The 23,563-nt window shown below is 33.4% G+C and carries 23 protein-coding genes, 1 tRNA gene and 2 pseudogenes; 17 read left to right on the forward strand and 9 right to left on the reverse strand.

Annotated elements, in window-relative coordinates; all coding sequences use genetic code 11:
* Positions 1-538, forward strand: a 538-nt coding sequence (locus ACYVEC_RS29215; protein WP_460509466.1) for an RNA-guided endonuclease TnpB family protein, incomplete at its 5' end; no start/stop codon positions are given.
* Between the two features lie 28 nt (positions 539-566).
* Here the strand turns inward: ACYVEC_RS29215 and ACYVEC_RS29220 are convergent.
* Positions 567-839, reverse strand: coding sequence for a hypothetical protein (locus ACYVEC_RS29220; RefSeq protein ID WP_063221370.1), 273 nt, complete (start codon positions 837-839; stop codon positions 567-569).
* Positions 840-1,474: 635 nt separating this feature from the next.
* Between ACYVEC_RS29220 and ACYVEC_RS29225 the strand changes: the two genes are divergently transcribed.
* Positions 1,475-2,614 carry an Ig-like domain-containing protein gene (locus ACYVEC_RS29225; protein ID WP_063221371.1) on the forward strand — a complete coding sequence of 380 codons (1,140 nt, stop codon included), beginning with the start codon at positions 1,475-1,477 and terminating at the stop codon, positions 2,612-2,614.
* A gap of 403 nt (positions 2,615-3,017) precedes the next feature.
* On the opposite strand, the pseudogene ACYVEC_RS29230 reads toward ACYVEC_RS29225, so the two are convergent.
* Both ACYVEC_RS29230 and ACYVEC_RS29235 read right to left on the reverse strand, forming a co-directional pair.
* Positions 3,018-3,197 (reverse strand): annotated as a pseudogene (locus tag ACYVEC_RS29230) (integrase); the annotation flags it as partial.
* Positions 3,198-3,369: 172 nt separating this feature from the next.
* A tRNA-Val gene (locus ACYVEC_RS29235) sits at positions 3,370-3,443 on the reverse strand.
* A 341-nt stretch (positions 3,444-3,784) separates the two neighbouring features.
* Between ACYVEC_RS29235 and ACYVEC_RS29240 the strand changes: the two genes are divergently transcribed.
* Positions 3,785-4,033: a polyprotein gene (locus tag ACYVEC_RS29240; RefSeq protein ID WP_098555413.1), complete on the forward strand. Its 249-nt coding sequence runs from the start codon at positions 3,785-3,787 to the stop codon at positions 4,031-4,033.
* Between the two features lie 424 nt (positions 4,034-4,457).
* On the opposite strand, the gene ACYVEC_RS29245 is transcribed toward ACYVEC_RS29240, so the two are convergent.
* The gene (locus ACYVEC_RS29245; RefSeq protein WP_231428592.1) at positions 4,458-4,751 is read right to left on the reverse strand and encodes a hypothetical protein; all 294 of its coding nucleotides are present in this window, start codon (positions 4,749-4,751) and stop codon (positions 4,458-4,460) included.
* Positions 4,752-5,278: 527 nt separating this feature from the next.
* The gene (locus tag ACYVEC_RS29250) at positions 5,279-5,488 is read right to left on the reverse strand and encodes a hypothetical protein (protein WP_063221374.1); all 210 of its coding nucleotides are present in this window, start codon (positions 5,486-5,488) and stop codon (positions 5,279-5,281) included.
* 578 nt (positions 5,489-6,066) lie between these two features.
* Here ACYVEC_RS29250 and ACYVEC_RS29255 point away from each other — a divergent pair.
* A complete protein-coding gene (locus ACYVEC_RS29255) occupies positions 6,067-6,210 on the forward strand; it encodes a hypothetical protein (protein WP_161940511.1) in 144 nt (47 codons plus the stop codon).
* A 1,173-nt stretch (positions 6,211-7,383) separates the two neighbouring features.
* Here ACYVEC_RS29255 and ACYVEC_RS29260 read toward each other — a convergent pair.
* Entirely contained in the window at positions 7,384-7,683 is a 300-nt protein-coding gene (locus tag ACYVEC_RS29260) for a hypothetical protein (RefSeq protein WP_063221376.1), read from the reverse strand.
* A 1,540-nt stretch (positions 7,684-9,223) separates the two neighbouring features.
* On the opposite strand from ACYVEC_RS29260, the gene ACYVEC_RS29265 reads away from it, so the two are divergent.
* The 3 genes from ACYVEC_RS29265 (at position 9,224) to ACYVEC_RS29275 (ending at position 11,354) form a co-directional block, all read left to right on the forward strand.
* Complete coding sequence (locus ACYVEC_RS29265; protein WP_098557113.1) at positions 9,224-9,775, forward strand: GNAT family N-acetyltransferase; 552 nt, start codon at positions 9,224-9,226, stop codon at positions 9,773-9,775.
* Between the two features lie 554 nt (positions 9,776-10,329).
* Entirely contained in the window at positions 10,330-10,719 is a 390-nt protein-coding gene (locus ACYVEC_RS29270) for a hypothetical protein (RefSeq protein WP_063221378.1), read from the forward strand.
* A 212-nt stretch (positions 10,720-10,931) separates the two neighbouring features.
* Complete coding sequence (locus ACYVEC_RS29275) at positions 10,932-11,354, forward strand: DUF1801 domain-containing protein (RefSeq protein WP_460509471.1); 423 nt, start codon at positions 10,932-10,934, stop codon at positions 11,352-11,354.
* A gap of 284 nt (positions 11,355-11,638) precedes the next feature.
* Here ACYVEC_RS29275 and ACYVEC_RS29280 read toward each other — a convergent pair whose 3' ends face one another.
* Complete coding sequence (locus tag ACYVEC_RS29280; protein WP_063221380.1) at positions 11,639-12,952, reverse strand: condensation domain-containing protein; 1,314 nt, start codon at positions 12,950-12,952, stop codon at positions 11,639-11,641.
* Between the two features lie 492 nt (positions 12,953-13,444).
* Here ACYVEC_RS29280 and ACYVEC_RS29285 point away from each other — a divergent pair, with 492 nt between their 5' ends.
* The 3 genes and pseudogenes from ACYVEC_RS29285 to ACYVEC_RS29295 all read left to right on the forward strand — a co-directional run bounded on the left by ACYVEC_RS29285 (position 13,445) and on the right by ACYVEC_RS29295 (position 14,904).
* On the forward strand, positions 13,445-13,759 hold the full coding sequence (locus tag ACYVEC_RS29285; RefSeq protein WP_336448471.1) for a hypothetical protein: 315 nt from the start codon (positions 13,445-13,447) through the stop codon (positions 13,757-13,759).
* Position 13,760: 1 nt separating this feature from the next.
* Positions 13,761-13,823: pseudogene (locus tag ACYVEC_RS29290) on the forward strand (hypothetical protein); the annotation flags it as partial.
* A 778-nt stretch (positions 13,824-14,601) separates the two neighbouring features.
* Positions 14,602-14,904: a winged helix-turn-helix transcriptional regulator gene (locus tag ACYVEC_RS29295; protein ID WP_142332870.1), complete on the forward strand. Its 303-nt coding sequence runs from the start codon at positions 14,602-14,604 to the stop codon at positions 14,902-14,904.
* 127 nt (positions 14,905-15,031) lie between these two features.
* Here ACYVEC_RS29295 and ACYVEC_RS29300 read toward each other — a convergent pair whose 3' ends face one another.
* Entirely contained in the window at positions 15,032-15,592 is a 561-nt protein-coding gene (locus ACYVEC_RS29300) for a sugar O-acetyltransferase (RefSeq protein ID WP_063221382.1), read from the reverse strand.
* A gap of 390 nt (positions 15,593-15,982) precedes the next feature.
* The gene (locus ACYVEC_RS29305; protein WP_063221383.1) at positions 15,983-16,321 is read right to left on the reverse strand and encodes a winged helix-turn-helix transcriptional regulator; all 339 of its coding nucleotides are present in this window, start codon (positions 16,319-16,321) and stop codon (positions 15,983-15,985) included.
* Positions 16,322-16,606: 285 nt separating this feature from the next.
* On the opposite strand from ACYVEC_RS29305, the gene ACYVEC_RS29310 reads away from it, so the two are divergent.
* The 7 genes from ACYVEC_RS29310 to ACYVEC_RS29340 form a co-directional block, all read left to right on the forward strand.
* A complete protein-coding gene (locus tag ACYVEC_RS29310) occupies positions 16,607-17,158 on the forward strand; it encodes an NAD(P)H-dependent oxidoreductase (protein WP_063221384.1) in 552 nt (183 codons plus the stop codon).
* Between the two features lie 390 nt (positions 17,159-17,548).
* Complete coding sequence (locus ACYVEC_RS29315) at positions 17,549-19,066, forward strand: aminotransferase class I/II-fold pyridoxal phosphate-dependent enzyme (protein WP_231428595.1); 1,518 nt, start codon at positions 17,549-17,551, stop codon at positions 19,064-19,066.
* 34 nt (positions 19,067-19,100) lie between these two features.
* The gene (locus tag ACYVEC_RS29320) at positions 19,101-19,871 is read left to right on the forward strand and encodes a HalD/BesD family halogenase (protein ID WP_063221385.1); all 771 of its coding nucleotides are present in this window, start codon (positions 19,101-19,103) and stop codon (positions 19,869-19,871) included.
* Positions 19,872-20,093: 222 nt separating this feature from the next.
* A complete protein-coding gene (locus tag ACYVEC_RS29325) occupies positions 20,094-21,587 on the forward strand; it encodes an amino acid permease (RefSeq protein ID WP_460509476.1) in 1,494 nt (497 codons plus the stop codon).
* A gap of 64 nt (positions 21,588-21,651) precedes the next feature.
* Positions 21,652-22,215, forward strand: a complete 564-nt coding sequence (gene ahpC, locus ACYVEC_RS29330; RefSeq protein WP_063221386.1) for an alkyl hydroperoxide reductase subunit C — start codon at positions 21,652-21,654, stop codon at positions 22,213-22,215.
* Positions 22,216-22,994: 779 nt separating this feature from the next.
* Positions 22,995-23,255 (forward strand): hypothetical protein, encoded by a 261-nt coding sequence (locus ACYVEC_RS29335; protein ID WP_063221388.1) that lies wholly within the window; start codon positions 22,995-22,997, stop codon positions 23,253-23,255.
* Between the two features lie 138 nt (positions 23,256-23,393).
* Positions 23,394-23,563 (forward strand): helix-turn-helix domain-containing protein (locus tag ACYVEC_RS29340; RefSeq protein ID WP_460509479.1); only part of this gene is annotated, 170 nt, incomplete at its 3' end.

Genomic DNA, 23,563 nt, shown 5'->3' on the forward strand with positions numbered 1-23,563 from the left:
AACAACCTATAAAAATCCGAATTTTTTTCGATCATTAGAAGAGAAATTGGCAAAAGCACAACGTGTTCTTTCTAGAAGAACGAAAGGATCCTCTCGCTGGAAAAAACAAAGAGTAAAAGTAGCTAGAATTCATGAATACATGACGAATGCTAGAAAAGATTACTTGGACAAAGTCTCAACTGAAATCATCAAAAACCACGATGTTATCGGTATAGAGGATTTGCAAGTATCGAATATGTTAAAGAATCATAAGTTAGCAAAAGCAATTAGTGAGGTATCATGGTCACAGTTTCGAACTATGTTGGAATATAAGGCAAAATGGTACGGCAAACAAATCATTGTCGTATCGAAAACATTTGCTTCAAGCCAATTATGTTCTTGTTGTGGATATCAAAACAAAGACGTTAAAAATCTAAACCTACGTAAATGGGACTGCCCTTCTTGCCATACACACCATGATCGGGATATTAACGCAAGTGTCAATCTAAAGAATGAAGCGATAAGGCTTCTAACCGCAAGGACTGTGGAGCTAGCCTAATAAATTAGAGTTCGATAGAACTCTTTACTTAGGAATCCCCCACTTCTAAACGAAGTGAAAGTGGGGGTAGTTCAAAAGCGTTACACACTTCCATAACCGTATTCCAAACTTCTTCAGCAGCCATACCTATCTTTTGTGCTTCTTCTATAATATCGTCCATATAAAAAGAAGGATCTTTATCTATCGTGTTGATCTTGTTGAATTGATTAAAAGCTGTGTAAAACATCTTAGTATCCTCGATGGACTCCAGCTCATAGAAGTCTTTGACTTTACCGTAAAACTTTTGTTGTTTACTTTCCAATAGTCTTGCTTACCCCATTTCCTAAGTGGCTTAATTACATCTTAAATAAAGCTATAGAACCGTCAACTATTTATATTTTTTAATTTATTTACGATAGTCCGCCTAAAACAGGGGGACTATCGTAATATGACCCTATCGAACTTGCACAGCTTATTTGTAACCTGCAGGTGCAAATGTATAATTTGGTTGCTTAAGATCCCTTACAAGGGAATCTGAGAGATCGTTTTCCCTGAGATGCCATCTTAGTAGACACATCAACGAGTATAAGACGTTTAGGAATTTTTATAAGCCCGAACAGGATCCCGATTAGTTACCACCCTTAGTATGTAATGAAGAATACACTTAATGGCAGCAACTCAAGGGTTAATACTGAGGAGGGCAAAAAAAGTTGTTAAGGATATTACTCAACAGCAATAATAGGGGGATCGCCAGCATTTTGGAAAAAACTAAGATAAGCAAAAAATAAAATAAGCCATCTATTTGGATAGCTCATTTACATAATTCTCGTTACTGGAAGTGAATAGTTTCAGATTAACATGAACTAAATAATCAGGGGAGCGATCAAGTCCAAACCGAGTTCTGTATGTAACATATATTGATTAAATGTATTGATTAAGAAAGTGAGGCTAAAACAAATGAACACTTCCAATCAATTTAACCCTCCTATTCTGTTTATCCCAAAAGAGAAAGAATGTTACGAAAAAAGAATATCTGTCTTGGTTTCCATCAAGATAGATCCTAAGAATTTATCTCTTTGTTCAAGTTTGAGCCATCAGTTTACTGCGACAGGTACGTATTCTGACAAATCAACTAGGGACATTACAAAACTTGTAGAGTGGTACTCTAGCAATCTTTCAAGTGCAATAGTTTCAAATGAGGAAGAAACAAAAGGTTTGACTACAGCAATTAATACTGGGGAAGCTCGAATTTTTGCAAGATTAGGCGGAATCATGAGTTCGGATAGCTGTCTCACTGTTACCGAACCAGTGGTTCAAATGAAAAATTTAAAGGGATCCAATGATTATACGTTGGGTATAAATAAAACAGTTTCTACGACTGAGACAACCAGTATGAATTGTCCTAGTAGAACTTTTGGTTTTGGTAAGGGCGTCTTACTGCTTGAGAATGATGTTGCTTCTTATGATTTTGCCAAACAACTTTGGTCACTCACTCAATATACTGTTGTACAGATATCTCCATCAATTATCAAAGATCAATACGCTACAGGTAAACAACTGGCAGCGGATTACTGGTGTGTTTGGATCGGAATTCAAGGGAATATTACTGATCTGGACGTCATGGAAATGATGCAACCAGGAGGAATCATTGATGAATTCGTCAAGCTTGGTGGGATTTTTATTGTACACGATACAGATACTAATCCAATAATTGTAACATCTCCTGAAGGATTTGAGTTCATTGGGGGTAAATCTGAGTCACTAACACAATTTTCGAGGCTCGTACAAATACCTGTGTCCTTTGAGTATCTTCGAACATATTTATATATTAACTCTATCAAGAAAGAAGGTAACTCTATGGCTCTTGAAACTAACTGTGAGACTTGTACTCCTCCTGAAGGTTCCACATCGATTCTTACTGTGGATATACCAGGTGGTCTAGCTATTAATCTATTGGGAATTCATATCGAAGCTTGTCCAATCTGTGTTACAGTATTTACTGATGGATCCGATACACTTACATCTCAACAACAAGATATCACAAATAATCTTATCAAAATCGTTCAGAATTTAGTTCCAAATATTCCTGGTGCTTAAAGGGAAATAGTTTGTAATTTAATACAGGGCTTGGCCAAAAAACGGTCGAGTCTTTTTTGTTTTTTCCAAAATGCTGGCGATCCCCTAATAGTGTGTGCTCCTTCTTAGTTTAATCTTTTAGGAAATTGAAAAGTTTATTCTACAGTTTTCTCTGCTCAACAGACATCATCTTTGAGAGAACACCAAATAAATAACCTTTGAAGTCTTTTCTAATTTTGTTCATCTTCAGAGCAAATACAGATTGTTTAAACGCTTAGATTGCCACCTCAGTTGTCTCAACTAAGTCAGGTGCATACTTGTTTGCGCCAATTTAACTTTACCCCAAATAGCATATATCTCCTTAGCTGTACCAAAGAAGGGGGATACTGCATTGATAAATTCCATAGGTACACATGAGTTAACCAAACATGAGGTAACTCTTAACAGTTGCTTCTCTAATATCTCGTGTATCTATCAGTTCTCTCTCAGAGCAGAAGATCTGGAACTCATGCATGGTAGCCATATAAGATTGAATTGTACGAGGGGACAGATTAGCAAACTCTTTTTCCTCCTTGAAATCCTTCATAGCAAACTTAAGTAGCATTTTCTTTACAGTCTTTTCTCAGTTTTATGGAAACAAAAAAAGAGGACTACCCCTGAGCCAGCTGATTTGCTGACTAGAAGTAGTCCTCTTTTAACTTGTGGTGTCTGATGGAGACCTCCACAGTTTTAGCTTTTGAGAATACCCTCTCAATCCTTGATACTATTAAGTTTTATGACCCCGGAGAGGCTCGAACTCACGACCTCCCCCCCTGTCAAGGTGGCGCTCTCCCTGCTGAGCTACGGGATCGGCTATATAAGTAGGCTGACTCGTTGTGAACCACTTAAAATAGTATTTGTTGGGTAAAATTCTATAGTAGTTTAAGTTATAAGTCAATAACTGTAAGGAGCGACCTCCACAGATGTGACTTTTGAGTTGGTACTCTCAAGGGAGATATTGTAAATGATTATTAACTAATAGATTCACTGAGACAGCAAACTAACAAGGTGTACTATTCAGACAAAACTTGTGAGCTAGTATTCGACAAAAGTAGGAGACTAAAATAGGTGCCGTCTCAGGTGGTATTGATAGGGAAAAAATTGGTAATAAATAGAATAACTATTTATGAAAACTAAGAGGAGGAATATAAAATGTTTAAGTGGTTTAAGAAGTCGGTTAACGGGCACGATAATCTAGATCAGGCTGCTATTGAGTTTTATATCGGTGACGATAGAGTCGTTCTCATAGGTGCTGATGCAAAGAACTTTGTAGCTAACTTTAATAAGAAATACCAAACTCTATATGTTGAAAATAAATTAACTGGAACGAATATACGATTTAGGGTGTCTCATGTGGGTACCTACAAGAGAACAACTTATAAAGTAGCAATTGGGAGGTAGGAAATTAATGGATATTATGGAGATAGTAATAAACAAGTGATTTGCTGGCTCGGTCGCCTTGTTAGTTGTAGCTATAGGGAGTTGGTTCTTCCTGTGGAGCGATGTACCTAAAAAGAAGTGAGGCATCCAGCTCAGGGGGAACGATAAAGTTTTACTCGATTGGTTACAACTACAGAGGTAGGACTGTTAAAGAATCCTACTAACTAGCAAAACCCTCACCTCGATGTGGTCACTTTTCAGTACATAAACATAGGAACTATAAAGGTTATAAAAATGTAACTATTGAGCTTTACCTGAGAAGGTAAAATCCCCTTGGAGAATCCCCCTGTTAGGTACTACTCATATTATTCCACCTCACCAATACAAACAAAAGAGGTAGAATCTTTATATTCCTACCTCACTAGTTTTATTCATTGTTAACATACTAAAGTATTTCCTTAGTAGCTTTTATGTAATCTACCGTCTCGTAAGATATTCTGCTGTCTTTATAAAAGTTAACGTTCCTCCCAGTTAGTTGATTCTTCAAGTACAACTTCTTATTACGTCCACTACCTAGGAATAGCACCATATCTGTACCCGTAAAGATAAACTCTCTATTACCGCTATAAACGAGAACGGCCTTAGTAGGTAAATGATCCATCCTCTCTTTGTGTTCTTTTAAGGCACCCCAATCACTCTTAAAGTCATCTGCAAGTTTTCTAAATAGTTTCTTAATCACTTTGTATTCTCCCTAATAGTTATTACATTACCCGAGTCACAACTTTATGTAAATACTTTACAAATTGATCGAAAGAAATGGGAAGTAACCTATGAGGCGTGTTGAATAGGTAAACCCTCACCTCGATGCAATCCTTTTTAGCTGAACTTATATCAGAACTATATAGTAACTGGTAGAGTGAATGCTATGTTGTGTAAATCTATGATAGCCAGCTCTGTAGTATACTCCAAGATTACATAAAACGATCCATAAATAGAAAAATGAGCACTCCTATTCATAGCGATGAACTGCACCCCAATTGTTAGACACAGTCTAACAATTGGAGGTGCAGTTTTTCTATTTATGCACAGTTAGGAAAATCCTTCTTACAGCCAACGTCGGGCTATCGCCCTGCGCACATTTGAGAAAGGAGGATTCTTTCAAGAATTATGTGAAATAAATCCCTTATTTTAGGATTCGCTTCTAGGCTGTTAGTTATTAATGGGGAAAAATTTAGTTTACTGGTTATTGAGTTTTTTCTTTGCAATTCATTTTTGTTTTTTTGTTCTATTTACATCTGAAATGGGGAAGCCTGTTCCATATAGGTCTTGGGTAATATCTTTTTTGTTAATGTTGTTGTGATTATGTTCCACTTGAGATGATGTTTTTAGCAGTTGTTCTTGTTCTTTACTAGGGGTATTCAGAGCATCCGATGGGACGCGATTAATCTGTTCGCTTAATAGATTTTCTTTATCCATATTATACAGCTCCTTTTTGGAATTATATAAAAACCAATGTAATTATTAATAGACACTTAAATATTTTGTGTTTTTGAATGGAATTATATACAAAACTTATATCGCAAATTAAAGTAAAGTTCGATAATTTGTGAAAAATTTGATAAAAAGATCTTTTATTCGTCCATAGCTTTTACAAGTGACGTGTATTATAACCAATAGGGTTACTGAGGTAACTCTTTTTCTTATGGGACTAACGGGAGATTGAGTTCAACAATCTAAAAAATCCGGTTTCTTAGCGTACAAAATTCGCGTTTTGTTCTTGCTACCCCGAGATGAAATGGGAGGGAATGTTTTGGGGCAGGATACCTTTAAAGTTATTTTTTAAATCAATCCTATTTTTTTATATGGAACTAGCGATATTATGAAATCCATCTATTTCGCAGATAAAGAACTACATGATAAATATCGCCACAAGATTCCACAATTTTATGCGATGGGTGATGCACTAGGGATAGCGTACAAAGTACTTAAATCTTAACAAAAGCGTTGTTATATAAAATAATCCCCTGAAATCTAGGGGATTTAGGAAAACATCTATGAAAAACTATATTATAAGGAATGGCATTCTTTTAGTTTCAAATCTTTCGAATTCTATAGGGCAATATGCAAACGTTGCTATAGGTTCTGAAGTTTCGTTTGTAAAAAAAGTGTGGTTAATTACTTCACCAGAAGAAGAATAAAAAGTAATCTTGGTTTTTGATATTGGAGGAAGCGTTATTACTAGTGGTTTACTTGTCATACTAATCAGCTCCTAAATTATTTGGTTTTACATGAACTTAATATGTATTCAATAAATATATATGAATTCATTTTATAAATTTAGTACTTTATGAATTGAAAAATTTAACAAAATAGTTGTTTGAGAGGAAGAGAATATGAATATACAGGAATAGTTTCGGGAAGCTATTAAGGATAATGAAAAGGCAATGGAAGAGCTTAGAAACTACAAGAGTAATAGTGATCAGATTAATAAAGCAATTACAGATAGATTGATAAAATTGAATGAAAATAATAGATAGTTAAAGATGGCATTACATGTTAAAGGTGAATTTGATGCTGGTGTTGTAGTGAAGGAAATTTAAATAAAATCCTTATTTAAGCATAAAAAGAGCGCTAATCGAGAGCGCTCCTTATACCTAATTATAATGAAAGTGACGAGCTCACATTATTTAGAAAGGTAGTATTATTGTATGCCAAAGTATGAGATTAGTGAATGGATTAAGACAAAATCGTTAATTTATATAAAAAAAAGAGCCCCGCGGGAAGAGATGCAGGGCTTCGCAAGTTTGAGTTATGTCGTGCTCACAAGGAATTTTAACATGAATATTGTTTTAAACATACTGGTAAATGTATGTAATTTATTTAGAGAAGTTATTTTAGACAAAAACGCTATTTGGTATGTAAATGTAAGACCACTTCGAGAAGTGCTCTTCTGTAACGACTATTCCCTCTAAAAAAAGATGCAATATGTCATATGAAGTTATGTTTGTTTAAATGTGTGTCTTTTATATAAAAATTTCATTTTGTCTTAATACTTTTATATGACGAAAAAAAGGTTCTGCTGTTTCCAACAGAACCTTTTCTAAAATGGCAAAGAGTAACTCTTACCTTACTCTTTGTTCATATACTATATGATTTTTAACGAAAATCCAAGGCTCTTTATATTGAGAAATAAAGAATAATCATTATAAAGAATTTTATCTTTTTTCATAAATAAAAGAGCAGCTAGCAAAAGCTAACTGCTCAATACAAGGAGATACAGAGAAACTACTTCAAATGAGTTATGGCATACAGCCTATATATATTATTGACGGAATAGTGAATTTTATTCAGGGTACCTAAAGGTTTTCTTTTTAACTTAATCCATATCCCACAAACAAAATAATGGCTAAAAACACAGATAATGAAACTGTCAGAAAGACTGTTATTATGCTCCGGAGCATCGCTTTCCAGTTGTTTATTTTAGAGAATCCTATCATACCAACAAAAAAGGTTACTAGTGTTAAAACTAGTAACACGAATAAAGGATGAAAATATATTGTATTCATAATAGATTCATTCATTTTAGGTGACCATACTTCAAGGTATAAAAGGAATAAAGCAAAACAAATAAATGAAAAAATAAAAGACCAGAAGTTTATAGTATGTTTCATGATTGCCCCTTTATTAATATGATATTTTTACTAAATTTTAGCAAATTCTAAATAGAATTAAAACAAAAGAATCCTTTTAAAAGAAAGCGAGGAATAACAAAGGGCATAACATATTATAAATGACTAATATGTTATGCCCTGTAATTTATTAACCTTTTTTTCATTTAGGTTTTGATAATCATGAAGCTCACTGTCTTTTTGATTTAATATTTTTAACGTATTCTCCGAAAAAATTCTCCTTCCAGAGGCGTGTGAAGGGCGTAGCCCAACGATAGGTGGGAGATGAATTTCGGTTTGGCATAGCCAAAAACTTTTAATAAACTAGCTATATGAAGTTCTTTGATAACTGGATATAGAAGGTTGCAGGAAGAAAATAGCGTGCGAAAACCAAGCCATTCGGTTCCTGCGTAAAATATCAACCGTACCAAAAGAGCGTCCATGCGTTGGACATCTAGGGGTGGAACACCCCGAAGTAACGCTCAGGGAGACGAAAGGTTACTTTCGTCGTGGAACTGAGAAGCTCCCACTTCAAGCTTTGCTAAGTGTCGAGTAGTTCACTAGTTGCCCTTTCATCATTAATGCAGAAGAGCTGATAATGACAATTATTATGCTATATGTAGGAACGAAAAAGATGGGATTTGTAATCGAAAGTTTGAATCTGAAAAAGGCCATACGATTATTTCTGATAAACTGAATGAAGAATGAATTTTGTGTGGCAGGAATTCAGACTGTTGAAAATATAAAATACGTATAGTACAATGAAAGTGTAAGCTAGGTTATTAAGAACAAGAAGTCGGGTGGTTCTGATTCTCGTTCTATTGATAGGTCGAAAGTTCTTTGAAAAGTCTTGGTTTGGTCACCGAGGCTTTTTTTTTCGTATTTCAGACAGGAATAAAAGCACTGCATGTCGCAATACTATATAGAGTAGTATGCTGGGTTCCAACGTCTTTGCACTTCAAAATGGAACTTCTTAGGCCGTGTGCAATGAAAGTATGGTCAGTACTTCACCTTGAAACCCGATCATAACTACAATTTGGTCTTTGTGTCGCTATTTATAGCGGCACTTTTTATTTAAAAAGATGACGTACATATTCAGTTATACTCTTGCCTACTTCACTTTTTGTGAAAAAGTAATGCATGTTTCGAAGTAAACCGAATCCTGTAACTACGGTACCAAAAGAAAAAAGGCGCTTTCGTTTCTTTTCTCTCTCTGAAAGTTTGCGGGCGGTTCTAGTATTCTCCACGTTCTATTGTCACCTCCTCTAAAAAGAGAAGGGCAAAGACGGCACGTATTCGGTGTACAGTGTTTGACAAATCTCTACAAGAACTTATTTTCTGGTATGAAGCATTCGAATATGTAGGGGGAATCCGAGTAAGATGTGTTAAGAAACGTACAAAGGTTATAAGTAATGATACTCAATTACTAGAAAAACAGTATCAGAGAATATACGATTTTTTTATGTTGCAAACAAGCTAAGTTAACGAAATGTTATGATGAAATTTAGTGTGATAAAGGGAGTAAGAGGAAGGAGAGATTTGGATGGTTCATAACATAATACATAATAGATTCAAACTACGGGAAATCGAAGAGAATGATTGGAAGGACATACATATATACGCATCTCAGCCCATAGTGTGCCAATATCAAACATGGGGACCAAATTCGGAAATGGAGACAAAAGAATTCGTAAACCAGGTTCTTCTAGATGCAAGAAAAGTCCCAAGAAGTCGATTTTCTTTTGCTGTAGTTGATGTGGAAAATAAAAGAGTGGTTGGAGCAGGTGAGATTACGATTCGAGACTTTACTAATAGAGAAGGTGAAATAGGGTACAACGTAAATCCAAACTACTGGGGCATGGGACTTGCTACGGAAGTAGCATGGCTGTTGATTAAGTTTGGATTTGAAGAATTAAATCTTCATCGTATATTTGCGACTTGTGATCCAAGAAATATAGGTTCGAAAAAAGTGTTAGAAAGAAATGAAATGACGAAAGAGGGACGGATTCGCGAAAGTATATTATTAAAAGATGGCTGGCGCGATTCCCTTCTATACAGTATTTTGGAACAAGAATGGAAAGGATTGAATCAGTAAGTGTATGCTTTGCTAAAAGTAATGAGTGCAATTGGGGTATATAAAGGAATTAGATTATAAAAAAATAAAATCTAGATTCTTAATGAGTGTAAAGAAAAAAGTGAGGGGGAACCTCACTTTGATTTTTCGGTATTTTCTTCTTCCGCTGGTATTTATCGAACGATTTTCCAAGCGGCAGCTGCATTGTTATTTTATGTTATCTATTTGATTTGTTTTAAATATAAATTAAAAAAACTGGTGATAACGACTTTTAATAGAGTTACATTAAGAAATAAGAGATGCATTAGCAAAAGAATAAGAGACCTGAAGGGAGTACGTCTCTTATTCTTTCTTTTAAAGTTAAAATGTCTTTCCATGTTATCAAAGTACATACTGAGAAATATTCGATTGTTGCACAATGTTTTGTCATGTTTTGTACAGGTTATCTCTAAATTCATCATTTGAAAATAGAGTTAAAGATAAAGATACTTATTCTAATCATGAACTTTAAATAGAAATTGCTGGAGTTAATACGTATCTATTATCTAATAAGCAGTAAATTTGGAGGGGAAAAGATGAAATGGGGAATAGAAGCGATAAGACATACTGAATGTAGTGGTACTAATAGCGATAGGAATTTAGATTTGGGAGAGGAGTATCAAAGTACTTCATGGACATATTTATCCTTATCGTATCTTCAAGATTTTTTAGAATCATCGGGATTAAATAGAGACACGATATTGGAACTGCTCCCAATTAATTTTAAGGGAATTGTATGGGGTTTTTTGGAGAATGAGGATATTAAGTTTATACGAACGCTTACGAGCCCAAATCGATGTTTGGAAATTCTAGAGGAATATAAACTGATGGAAGTAGCTGTTACTTATGAACCAAACATGGAATTTAAATTACGGTGGTTAAAAGACCGCTGGGAAAAAGGATACTATGTATTTGCGAATTGTTAAGAACGTAACGTAATAAGAGTAGAGAGTGGAGAGAAAAAGAGACTAAATTCATTTAGTAATAGGAACCGTATTTTCTTTAGTTTTTCAAAGATACTTGGAAATAGAGAGTATTCTTTATGGATTGTAAAACATCTAAAGTTGAGACATGTATGATGAGCCCTATATTATTATATATGTTATGAAGACTATATCTTAAAAGGAGTGGTTTTAATATGTACGAACTTAAAACAAAAGAAACTAACAATAGTGTAGTTGAATTTATTGAATGTGTTGAAAATCTAAAAAAACGAGAGAGCGCATATCAATTATTAGATATATTTACTGAAACAACAGGATATACAGCAAAAATGTGGGGACCAAGCATTATAGGATTTGGTACGTACCATTATAAATATGCATCCGGTCATGAGGGAGATGCTCCATTAGTAGGATTTTCCCCGAGAAAAGCTAAAATTAGTTTATATTTTGCTGCTGATGACCCTAAGCGAGAAGAACTATTAAAAAACTTTGGAAAGTATACCTCTGGAAAATCGTGTATTTATATTAATAAAATAGCAGACATTGATAGTAATGTTCTAAAAGCGCAAATTAAACAGTCTGTAAGTTTTTTGAAAGAAACGTATCCAAATCATTAATGAAATTTATAGGTGAAATTAAGAAATAGGTATTTTGAACATAAATCAAAATACCTATTTTTAGGATAGGATATGAAGGGCTCTTTTAGGTTTCTATATACTTTCCTTAAAATTTCATGTTTTATATCTAGCAATTAAAAACATAAACATCCCCAAACGATTTATTTCGTTTTTGGGATTATTCATTGTCTTCGGTTGATGGGCATGGGGTCGGCACCTAAAATACAATTTTGATAGAAATATTTGCGCTATATTCTCTTTTGTTTTATTTTTGTACCAGAATCTTACAATAATGATAATTGATTAACCACACTCTCTAAAAATTTGTTTACTTTTTCTTTTGATGTATCCGGTGTATGATAACCTATCGTAAATGTAAGCTTTCCATTATAAAAACTTGCTCCCATTGAAAAGAATGGTGCATACATAATGGGTGATGTCATATATCCGTCCTCAGCTTGAATTTTACCAAACTTAATAGGTTCATCTGCGATTACCCCGAAATTTGTCAATAATGGCAACGCCATCCCCATCTGTAAAGCCTTTTCGTATTGCTGATTATAGATTTCCTTCACCTCAGATAGCTTCATACCTGCCAGTATCTCCATTCCTGCTGCTGAAGAAAGACCCGGATTTTGAGATTTTATTTTATCCATTGATTGTTTAACTCGAACGAGAGTCTGATTAAATGATTCATCATCTTCCATTTTAATCACTGGCATTTCCATACCGGATAAGTTGCAAATAGCGCCAGTTGTATAATTAGGCAGATATCGACGTAAATCAATTGTTAAACCGATCATTTTTTCTGCGGTGCGAGGTTCTGCATACACAGTGAAACGTGATAAAGCTCGGAAGTATGCAGTCATAATTACATCATTCAAGGTAGCCTGTTGTGCTTTTGTCCATTGGGTTAGACGTAGAGTTTGGTCATGGCTCAACCGCCGTACGGACATTTTTGGGAATGTATTTTTGTTCGGTTGAGAAGGAAAAGACCATAACGATGTCTGTATTTCTTGGTTAGGACGATACGCACTTTTGACGTCTGATATTCCAGTATATTTGAATACAGGTAATTGATCACGAAAACTCTCATTCCCATCACCAAATTCCTTTATAATTTGATCCTTAGATTGTCCCAGTGAAAGTCGAGTATAAATTGCTCCCAGCAAATTAATATATTCCTTGACGCCTGCACCATCTGAACATAGGTGAGATAATTTCACAACTAACATATCTGTTGTAGTGCCTCTTAATAATTTTGTTTGAACCATAGGCCCCTGAATACGATCTCCAGGTTCTTTAATAAAATCAATGGCCATTATTTCAAGTTCTTGATCATTTCCTTCTGCAAAAAGACAAATAGGTGAGTTAGTGCAAGAGGATCGTTCCTCCCAATAAGGAATATCATTTTCTACAAAACGACTGTTCAAAACCGGTTGCAATTGTAACGTTATCTTTACTGATTGTTCAAGTATTTTCTTTGATATACCTATAGGAAAATAGAGAACTGCATTAATTTGTTGATCTGCAGAATAAAGACCTAATAAATAATTCATTCGATCTTGAGGTGTTACTGAATACTTTCTTTGTCCCATAATTTTGTCCCCTTTTTAATACTTTTTTGGTTATAACCTCGTTCTCCAATGGTTTTAACTTTTCTAGCTGTTTTTCTTCAAGAGTCAATAATGATTATTTCTCGGATTTTCTAATGAGAGCATCTTTTTTGTACTGGTTCTCTATTTTTGCAACTCTTTGTTGGTAGAATAACCATTCTTTTATTTTTATTAATATTACCTATCACTTTTGAATATGAGTAAACATAAAAATATTTCGTTTGGTTATATACAAACATTTTAAATTATCGTTTGTATATTATCAATAAAAACAAACAAAGCATTTTTTGTCTGTAAATAAAAACTTGTAACAAGCTGAAAAGTTGATAAATGACAGAGTGGAAAAAAATAGAAAATATATCATGTAACTGTAGAATGTGGTTGCGTTTCGGTAATCTACGTTTAGCTTATTGAATAATAATAAATAAATATAGTAATAAAAGGGGAATTAATTTGTAAAGTAAGAGTAATAGAGTGAAGAATCATTTTCAAAGGTTAGTAGCTATAAGTATTTGTTTCTTGTTAGTCTTTCTGGAAAGTAATTATTTAAAAGCTGAAACGGTTACACCTAAAGCAATACATGCTAAGAATGTAGAAGCTTTCACCAATAAAGTGATTCCAGAGAAAATGAAGGCAGCAAACGCACCTGGTGTGGCAATTGTCGTTGTGAAAGATGATCAAATTCTATTTCAAAAGGGTACGGTTTTTCCAAAAAAGAAGATAACATTCCCATCGATCCTAAAAAAAAGTTTTTCGATTAGCATCAGTATCAAAAGTTTTTACTGCTAGTGCTGTCATGCAGTTAGTTGAACAAGGGAAAATTGATGTAAATAGAAATATATGGGCGGATTAAAGTATCAAAATAACATAGGTGAACCAGTTAGAGCATCTACTTATCCATACATCAGGGGGTGATTACGTAGATCCTAGACCATTGTATATTCATTATCAAGATAATGAATATACAATGCTTAGAGATTATGTAGAAGAAAATATGCCTACAGCAGTGAGAAAACCAGGAGATACGTATACATATGATAATTTTGCGTCTATGCTTCAATGATATATTGTTCAAAATTTGACAAACACACCTTTTTATAAATATATGGCTAAAAATATCTTTTACCCTATCGAAATGCATAATAGTAGTTTTGTTATGACTAATTTGATTGTATTGAAAGTATTTCATTCTTATTTTCATAAAAAAAGTATAAACCCTAAATTTACTCGATTTAGATTGTAAAAAGATGATGATGAAAACTTTTTTCTCAACATATGAAAATAGTTTTTTGCTTGCCAGGTGTTTTATTAGAAGTGTATTATTTATATATAGGGAATCGCTTGGGTTATTTGAGGTTGCGAGTTTTTCAAAGTTAGGTTGAAAGAAAAGGATATATTTAAAAATTAAATAATTCTATATAAGTGATTTTCTACAATAAGAATAATAAATTAGAGATTTGGATTTATTTGTATGGTTTTATCATAACTATATGTTAAAAATTCATCAGAAAGATACTTAAGAATGGATATTATTGGGTATATAGTCGGTTTAATCTGACTTATCATATGTAAATAGGGGGAATATTTTGAAGGGCGCTACATATAATTGTGGAATAGAATTATTATTAAACATGATAGGTGGAAAATGGAAGACTTTAATTATGTATTACTTAATTACTAAAAGCAAGCGCTTCAGTGAATTGAAGAGTTTACTTCCTGGAATTACCTCGAAAATGTTAACCAAACAATTGAGAGAATTGGAAAGAGATGGATTGATTAAAAGAGAGATATATCATCAAGTACCACTAAAAGTGGAATATTCTCTTACTGCTAAAGGAATGGAATTAGAAGTAATTTTACTACAAATGTGTGAAGTTGGAACAAGGTATCTTGACCATGAAGATAGTCATCAAAAGGCAGTACAATTAGTTTGATAATCAGAATAAAGCCCTATAAAGTAGATTTTCATAGTATCTACTCTATAGGGTTTTATTTTACCTAAATCAAATATTTCATCCTAATATAAAAATTAAATGGTATATATAAGAATACTGGTTATACTTAAAGTTCACTTATTGACTTAATCACTCTACAAGGGTTTCCTACTGCTACAACATTAGCCGGAATATCCTTCGTTACTACACTTCCAGATCCAATAATACTGTTTTCACCGATAGAAACGCCCATATTTATTACCGTATTTCCTCCTACCCAAACATTATCAGCGATATTTACAGGTGCAGCTATTTCATATCCTTCTAGTCTAGCTTGTGGTTCTTTTACATGATTTACAGCGTAAATTTGTACCCTTGGTCCTAGCCATACATTATTTCCAATGGTCACTTTACCACAATCTAAAATAATACAATCAAAGTTTGCAAAGAAATTATCGCCTACCTCGATGTTATATCCAAACTCGCAACGGAAGTTGGGCTCTACGAATGTATTTAAACCACGTTTTTTGAATAGCTTTGTAAGTAGCATATCACGATAATCACGGTCAGTATCCGTGGTTACATTATACAATCTTGCAAGTTTTTTAGCATTTTCTCTTGCTGTTACTAATTCATTGTCAAACCCACAATAAATTTCTCCTAGTTGCATCTTTTCTTTTACGTTCATTTAATAATCTCCTTTTCTGTCTCCATAAATTTTTAATAATTATCTTCGAATAGTTTTTTGACTATTCATCTCCTACTCAATTTTGAGCAGTAATATTGAGTAGAAGCCTATATTCATAATTGCTAAATTAAACTTTTTTGTTATGTACATTGACAAAAAAGTTTAATTATATTGGCAACATATGACAAGCTAATTATATTTAAAGATTCAGAAAAGTCAATTGTTTTTAAATTTATTTATAAATTATTAATATATTTTTTTACGAGTATTTTGGAGGGAAATCATGCTTATTTTAAAAGGGATATAAAAACAAAAACCAATATAACATGATGAAAAAACTCTTATATAATTATTTGAATTAGGCCAGTTTAGCACCAGTTATATAGCTGTTTAATTAGCAGAAAGAAGGTCATCTTCTAGTTTTTTTTCAATGTGGTTTTTACCCCATTCACACATATTATCAAGTACTTTGGTTAAAGACGTTCCATACTCACTTAAAGAGTACTCCACTTTTGGTGGGATTTGAGTATAAACAGTGCGATCGATAATTCCATCAGATTCTAATTCTCTTAATTGCTGTGTAAGCATTTTTTGAGTAATACTAGGCATAGCTCGCTTTATCTCACTAGTTCTTTTTTTTCCATCAAGCAAAATACATAATATTACTACTTTCCATTTACCACCTACAACGTCAAGAGTTACTTCGATAGGGAAGTTATAAGTTTTCATTGCATATTCTCCTTTCAAGAATAAGATTACATACAAAAGAATGCGTTTTCATATTAGGTTTCACAAAAGTGTTATGTAATTCAAATAGAATAGTCCTAAAATTATTTGAATCTCCTTTCTCTTAATTAGGCACTTAAAAGTACCTATGAAACTTAAAAGTGCCTATGGAACTTAAAAGTGCGTACTTTAAATATTGCTATATGTAGTAGATAATGTCAATATTACCAAAATATAAAAAGATTATTTTACGAATGTGATGTTAATCTTTTGAGAGGGAGTATATTCATGAAAACACTTGTAGTTATTGCACATCCTAATATTGAGAAGTCTCGCATTAATAAACGTTGGTTAGAAGAATTAAAAAAATACCCGGAAGATTTTACAATACATGAACTATATAAGGAGTATCCAGATTGGAATTTTGACATTGAGCGTGAGCAAAAGTTGTTAGTAGAACATGACCGTTATATTTTTCAATTTCCATTCTACTGGTATAGTTCGCCACCATTATTGAAGAAATGGTTTGATGATATTTTGACATATGGATTTGCATATGGATCAACAGGAGATAAGCTTCGTGGAAAAGAATTTGGGTTAGCCATTTCAGCTGGTGTGATAGAACAAGAATATCGAGCTGGTGAGGCAAATGAGTATACATTAAGTGAATTGTTAAGACCTTATCAAGCGTCTTGTCTTTATACTGGTATGAAATTCCTTCCTACATTTGCTCTTTATGGTGTAGATTATAATTTACCTGATGAGAAATTAGAGGAAAGTGCAACAGATTATATAAATCATATTAAAAAATTTAGCAAGGTTAAAGTGTTGGATATTTAACTAGATTTATTCTTATGCTGGAAATCACGAATGTTTTGAGCCCTATACAATGGGGCTTTTTTTTGTATTAAGAATGTCTTCTAATTATTTACTTATAGTTAATAACTTACTATAAGTAATTATGTATGCAATGGGGTACTCTGATACAAAAAAGTGCCTACTTCACAATATTTTCAGTAAATATATAATAAAAATTGAATCTTGAGAAATTTCAATTTCGATAAATTTAGATTTAATCTTAAGTGGCTTAGATAAATAGGAGGGATAAGGCAAGAGAATTATAGATACGAATATCATTGAGGGTATTAGTGAGTAGATATGTAATGGATATTAAATGGAAAATTTTCATTTTATCAAATTTGAAAGTACATAATTAAGAGAGGTGATTCTTTGCAGATCCAATTAAATACCATAAAAAGTAAATGTAAAGATGAGCAATATGAAACACCACTAATTACTGGAGTAAAAAATTACATAGAGGGTAATTTTCTACAAATGCATACCCCTGGCCATATAAAGGGAAGAGGTTTGGATGAGGAATTTACAACATATTTTGGGAAAAACACTTTAGATTTTGATTTAGTAGGAATACCGCCATTAGATTATTTACGCCATCCAACTGGAATTATTCATGAGGCTCAGAAGCTAGCTGCAAAAGCCTTTGGGGCTGACTACACGATTTTTAGTGTTCAAGGTACTAGTAGTGCTAATGTAGTTATGATTATGAGCATTTGTAATCCTGGAGATAAGATAATTGTACCTAGGAATGTTCATGCTTCTATTGTTAGTGGACTTATACTATCCGGTGCGGTACCAATCTTTATATCCCCTGAAATTGATCCTGTATATGGAGTTTGTCATGGGATTAGTCTAGAAAATATTCAAAAAACCTTAGATGAGCACCCGGACGTTAAAGGGGTATGTATAATAAACCCTACCTATTATGGTGTTGTAACAGACTTGAAACAAATAATAGATTATGTTCATTCGAAAGGAATCCCTGTAATAGTTGACGAGGCTCAGGGTTCACATGTTCATTTTCATCCTGATTTACCAATGTCTGCAATGCAAGCTGGTGCGGATATTGCATCGTCTAGTATGCATAAAATGGGTGGTTCATTTACTCAAACAAGTGTTATCAATGTTCGAGAGGGGCTAGTTAGCTTAGACAGAGTTAAAGAGAATTTCTCTTTAATTACTACTACTAGTGCAAATTATATATTAATGGCCTCCTTAGATGCTGCCCGCAAACAACTGGCGATAAACGGAGAGAAATTATTAGGACGTGCAATTGCATTATCTCGTAAAGCTAGAAATGAAATTGATCAAATGTATGGACTTTCTTGTTTAAAACCAGAAGATTTGAATCATTCGAGCTCTAGTTTTGCTTTAGATGAGACAAAGCTTTGTATAAACGTTACTAATTGGGGTGTAACAGGAAGAGAAGTAGAAAATATTTTGCGAGATGATTACCGCATAGAAGTTGAGCTTTCCGATGTGAATAATATTCTTTTTATTATTACAATTGGGCATGATGAATCGGATATTAGTCGACTAGTACAAGCGTTAGGTTCGTTGGCTAGAAGATTCAACAATGGGGAAATACAGTCAGATGCAAAACAATTTGCAAGAAGTCAGTGGTCTATGAACGTACTAACACCACCTCAATCAGCCCTCACACCAAGAGAAGCATATTTTGCAAAGGTAAAATATGTGGAGTTAGATCAAGCTATTGGACGAGTGGCTGCTGAGTCAGTCCTTGTTACACCTCCGGGTATTCCTGTTCTTTTACCAGGAGAGATAATTACGAAAGATATTACAGACTACCTCAATTATTGTCTCGAATTAGGACTCTCTGTACAAAGCAGTAATGGTTTACATGCGATTAAAGTAATTGATGATAAATAAACTATACTTATTTGAAAATTAGGAGGAATTTACTATGGAATTTCAAAAACAATTTGACACTATTATAGAAAATCATATCAACTCGCTTCAAAAAGATTACTTACTGGTACTTCAGGAGAGATTTAAAAATGAAGGATTAGCAATGATGAATGACATGCTACCTCAACCTTTAATTGCAGCTATGTCTGCTGAAGCGAAATATCTTCTTTCAGAAAATGCAAAACGTCGTGATATTACTATTAAAGCTACAGGTAATACACCTCGTAACTTTAATGTAGTAAATCGTGACAGTATTTCTGAAAAGGGAAAGATAATTCCAGCATTTTTTAAATCTGAAGTGATATTAAACTTCTTAACATTTTTAAATAATAATGAACCGGTACATCGTATTCCATATACGCCAGAAGAATTTATTATTAATAATCAGCAAAAAACAGGTGATACTCATGGTTGGCATTGGGATGACTACACATTTGCTTTAATTTGGGTAATTGAAGCACCTAAAGAAGGGGAAGGCGCTATTGTTGAATATATTCCTAATACCGTATGGGATAAAGAAAATCCTGAAACGGGATTAAAAGCGGTACTTGAAAATCGTGAAATTCAAAATATATATGTTCCCCAAGACCATTGTTACTTTATGAAAGCTGGCACTACATTGCATAGGGTGACACCTTTAGAAAATGATTCTCGTCGTACTGTTGTGGTCTTTAGTTATGCATCTGAAGAAGATTTAATTAAAAATATTTCTCATGAGACTATGGGAGAAATCTATGAAGATACTAAGGAGTTAGTTGAAGTTTAAGCTTTAGATTTATTAAAACATTTTACAGTCGGAGAGAAGTGTTCATTCCCTTCGGCTGTATTGTTTTGGATTTTAAAGAATTAAAACATACTGATGTACATTAGAAAATAGATTGATTTTATATTGTTCTAATTAAACTTTAAATAGATACCCAATCCATTTTTATCAGGTTTCTGATAAGTTTAATTAATCTCTAAACACGATATATATATGGAGGAAATCATGAGTTCCGAAAGAGCAACTGTAACTGCAAGTATAGACAATACAATACATAGACCTAATGGAGAGCCTACAGGTGCGCTAAAAAGAACATTAGAAACAAGACATCTGACTATGATTGCTATAGGCGGATCAATTGGTACAGGTTTATTCGTTTCTAGTGGTACATCTATTCAAATGGCTGGCCCCGGTGGAGCTTTATTAGCCTATATTTTAATAGGCGTAATGGTGTATTTAATTATGATGAGTTTGGGTGAATTAGCTACATACCTACCTGATTCAGGTTCATTTAGTACATATGCCACTAAATTTGTAGATCCAGCTCTTGGTTTTGCTCTTGGATGGAATTATTGGTATACATGGGCAATTACAATAGCAGTTGAATTGTCCGCCTCTGCTATCATAATGAAATTCTGGTTCCCATCAGTTCCAGGAATTATATGGAGTGCTATTTTCTTAACCATTATTGTATTGCTTAATTACTTTTCTACACAGTCATTTGGAGAAGCTGAATTCTGGTTTTCTTTAGTTAAAGTAATCACAATTATAATTTTTCTATTAGTAGGATTATTTACCATTATTGGAATCATAGGTGGAGAATTTATAGGGTTTAAAAATTTCACTATAGAGGAAGCACCTTTTCCATCTAATAGTTTCAGTATCCTTTCCGTTTTTATGATTGCAGGATTTTCTTTTCAAGGAACAGAATTAATTGGGGTTGCAGCTGGAGAAAGTAAGAATCCTAAAAAGAATGTACCCAAGGCTATAAAACAGGTGTTTTGGAGAATTCTACTTTTTTATATTTGTTCTATTCTAATTATCGGATTGCTTATTCCATATACAAATCCTTATTTGGTGAATAGTGATATTGAAAATATCTCAAAGAGCCCTTTCACAATAGTATTTGAAAAGGCTGGTCTTGCATTTGCAGCATCGGTTATGAACGCTGTAATATTAACTTCTATTTTATCAGCTGCGAATTCGGGAGTATATGCGTCTACTCGAATGCTTTGGTCCTTGGCTAAGGAGGGGAAAGCTCCAAAATCACTTTTGAAGTTAAATAAAAATGGTATACCAGTAAATGCTTTAATTATAACTTCTCTAGTGGGTATGTTCGCTTTTCTATCTTCATTTTTTGGCGAAGGAGTGATATTTATGTGGTTGCTAAATTCATCAGGGCTATCAGGTTTTTTATCGTGGATAGGCATTGCATTATGTCATTATCGATTCCGAAAGGCATATATAGCACAAGGGAAAGATATTAACACTCTTCCTTATAAAGCTAAATGGTTTCCAATGGCTCCTATAATTTCAATTATATTATGTATAACTATTATAGTAGGTCAAGAGTATAATGCTATCCTCAAAATGGAGATTTCATGGGATAATCTTTGTACAACATATAGTAGTGTGGTTATTTTTTTATGTATTTGGTTTGGTTACAAACTAAAATATAAAACTAAATTGATTGATCTTAAGAATTGTGATTTAAAATAGGTTCAAACTCTTATAAACAAATATATTTAGGCTTATCAAAAAAACTATTAGGAGGAATTTTATTATGTTATTAATTGGGACAGAGGTTAAACCGTTTAAAGCAGAGGCGTACCATAATGGTAAATTTATAGAGGTTACTGAGGAAAATTTAAAAGGTAAGTGGAGTGTAGTTTGCTTCTATCCAGCAGACTTCACATTCGTTTGTCCAACTGAACTTGAAGACTTACAAAATCAATATGCAACTCTTAAAGAGTTAGGCGTTGAAGTATACTCTGTATCTACAGACACTCACTTTACACATAAAGCTTGGCATGATAACTCAGAAACCATTGGCAAAATCGAATACATTATGATCGGTGATCCAACTCGTACAATTACTAGTAACTTCAATGTTTTAATTGAAGAAGAAGGTCTTGCTGCTCGTGGTACATTTATCATCGATCCAGATGGTGTTATCCAGTCTATGGAAATTAATGCAGACGGTATCGGTCGTGATGCAAGCATCCTTGTTAATAAAATTAAAGCAGCTCAATACGTACGTAACAACCCAGGTGAAGTTTGTCCAGCTAAATGGAAAGAGGGTTCTGCAACACTTAAACCAAGCCTTGACCTTGTAGGGAAAATCTAAGGATTTCGATCAAAATAATACTAGATGCAGATATAAAAACACAAATATCCCAATACCCGAAATTAATGAACAAAGTGTTCCATTAACAAATGAAATAAATGTTTCAATTGGAGGAACAACATTGTACCCAACTGCTAATATTAGTTCATTAGGTAAAAGTGAAGTGCCCTGTTTCAGGGCGCTTTTTTCTTTGTTATATAGAAATTACACATTAATTATTAACCATTAGGAATATATCAGAAATAAATATCTACTTTGTACTTTGGGTGTAGGTGGGTTCATTATTAGAACTGATGAAAGAGTTAAAAAGGAACATGATGCTCTTTGGTCACGGGAACAGGTATTAGTAGAGGTTTACTATGGGCATGGTTCGCTTAACTACAAGATTACTGATATTATAGCTGTCAAAGATGGCGGTTTTTTAGGTACTGGGCTATATAAAGATAGTCGATGTAAAGTCAGCTTTTATTTATTATTATGAAAATTAAATTTGAAATCAAAATTTTCTATCCTAAATAAAAAAATTTCACGTACCGTATTTTATATTAATAAAAAAAATTCAGTAATACTGGGATTTTAAGTGATTCAATTATCTCTATTCCCCATAATGGACAGAAAGGTGAAAAAGGAAGTAGTTAGCATCTTAAAAGGGGACCACGCTATAAAAACACGTACTGAACATGAAATAGGGCGGCAAGAAAGAATCCGTAATCAGTTTGTTTCCTGAATTGCATGATTTAAGAAATACAAATAAGTGGACGGTGCATGAGGTCGAAAGGGTGCTTAATAACTTATTAGATGAGGACGAGCTTAAAATTATTGAGTGTAAGTTTCTGAAGAACGAAAGAGTTAGGGATTTAGATTTTTTTCAAAATAAAATGTACTATGTAACAGCAAATGAGGACTATGTGTATCTCACTAATCATGGTATTGGTACATTGCTTGTATTTGCTGTATTAGCATTTGTGATGGAGAGGATAGATAAAGTGTTTATCATTTTAGCCAAGAAGACTCCTTCCTCAAGGAACGGAAGTGAGTAGGTGGGAGATGAATTGACTTCGGACAAGGGATGGCAGAAAGCCATCTTAATTGTTCGACATACATAAACTGTTACTTCACTACCCATCGAATGTATGTTCGTTATATAATAGAACCATATCGAAATGGGGGTGAAATGAATGATGATCAATAAAGCATATAAATTTCGTATCTATCCAAATAAAGCACAAGCGACACTAATCAATAAAACGATTGGTTGTTCTCGTTTTGTATTCAATCACTTCCTATTTCTATGGGATCATGCATATAAAGAAACAGGAAAAGGTTTGACATATGGTACATGCTCTGC

The sequence above is a fragment of the Bacillus sp. MN7755 genome (assembly GCF_054771475.1).

What these genes read in the sequence shown, in the direction of transcription:
- ACYVEC_RS29225 (WP_063221371.1), top strand. Translation starts at nt 1,475, where the DNA reads ATGAACACTTCCAATCAATTTAACCCTCCTATTCTGTTTATCCCAAAA.
- ACYVEC_RS29240 (WP_098555413.1), top strand. Translation starts at nt 3,785, where the DNA reads ATGTTTAAGTGGTTTAAGAAGTCGGTTAACGGGCACGATAATCTAGAT.
- ACYVEC_RS29250 (WP_063221374.1), bottom strand. Translation starts at nt 5,488, where the DNA reads ATGGATAAAGAAAATCTATTAAGCGAACAGATTAATCGCGTCCCATCG.
- ACYVEC_RS29255 (WP_161940511.1), top strand. Translation starts at nt 6,067, where the DNA reads ATGAAAAACTATATTATAAGGAATGGCATTCTTTTAGTTTCAAATCTT.
- ACYVEC_RS29260 (WP_063221376.1), bottom strand. Translation starts at nt 7,683, where the DNA reads ATGAAACATACTATAAACTTCTGGTCTTTTATTTTTTCATTTATTTGT.
- ACYVEC_RS29265 (WP_098557113.1), top strand. Translation starts at nt 9,224, where the DNA reads ATGGTTCATAACATAATACATAATAGATTCAAACTACGGGAAATCGAA.
- ACYVEC_RS29270 (WP_063221378.1), top strand. Translation starts at nt 10,330, where the DNA reads ATGAAATGGGGAATAGAAGCGATAAGACATACTGAATGTAGTGGTACT.
- ACYVEC_RS29275 (WP_460509471.1), top strand. Translation starts at nt 10,932, where the DNA reads ATGTACGAACTTAAAACAAAAGAAACTAACAATAGTGTAGTTGAATTT.
- ACYVEC_RS29280 (WP_063221380.1), bottom strand. Translation starts at nt 12,952, where the DNA reads ATGGGACAAAGAAAGTATTCAGTAACACCTCAAGATCGAATGAATTAT.
- ACYVEC_RS29295 (WP_142332870.1), top strand. Translation starts at nt 14,602, where the DNA reads ATGATAGGTGGAAAATGGAAGACTTTAATTATGTATTACTTAATTACT.
- ACYVEC_RS29300 (WP_063221382.1), bottom strand. Translation starts at nt 15,592, where the DNA reads ATGAACGTAAAAGAAAAGATGCAACTAGGAGAAATTTATTGTGGGTTT.
- ACYVEC_RS29305 (WP_063221383.1), bottom strand. Translation starts at nt 16,321, where the DNA reads ATGAAAACTTATAACTTCCCTATCGAAGTAACTCTTGACGTTGTAGGT.
- ACYVEC_RS29310 (WP_063221384.1), top strand. Translation starts at nt 16,607, where the DNA reads ATGAAAACACTTGTAGTTATTGCACATCCTAATATTGAGAAGTCTCGC.
- ACYVEC_RS29320 (WP_063221385.1), top strand. Translation starts at nt 19,101, where the DNA reads ATGGAATTTCAAAAACAATTTGACACTATTATAGAAAATCATATCAAC.
- ACYVEC_RS29325 (WP_460509476.1), top strand. Translation starts at nt 20,094, where the DNA reads ATGAGTTCCGAAAGAGCAACTGTAACTGCAAGTATAGACAATACAATA.
- ahpC (WP_063221386.1), top strand. Translation starts at nt 21,652, where the DNA reads ATGTTATTAATTGGGACAGAGGTTAAACCGTTTAAAGCAGAGGCGTAC.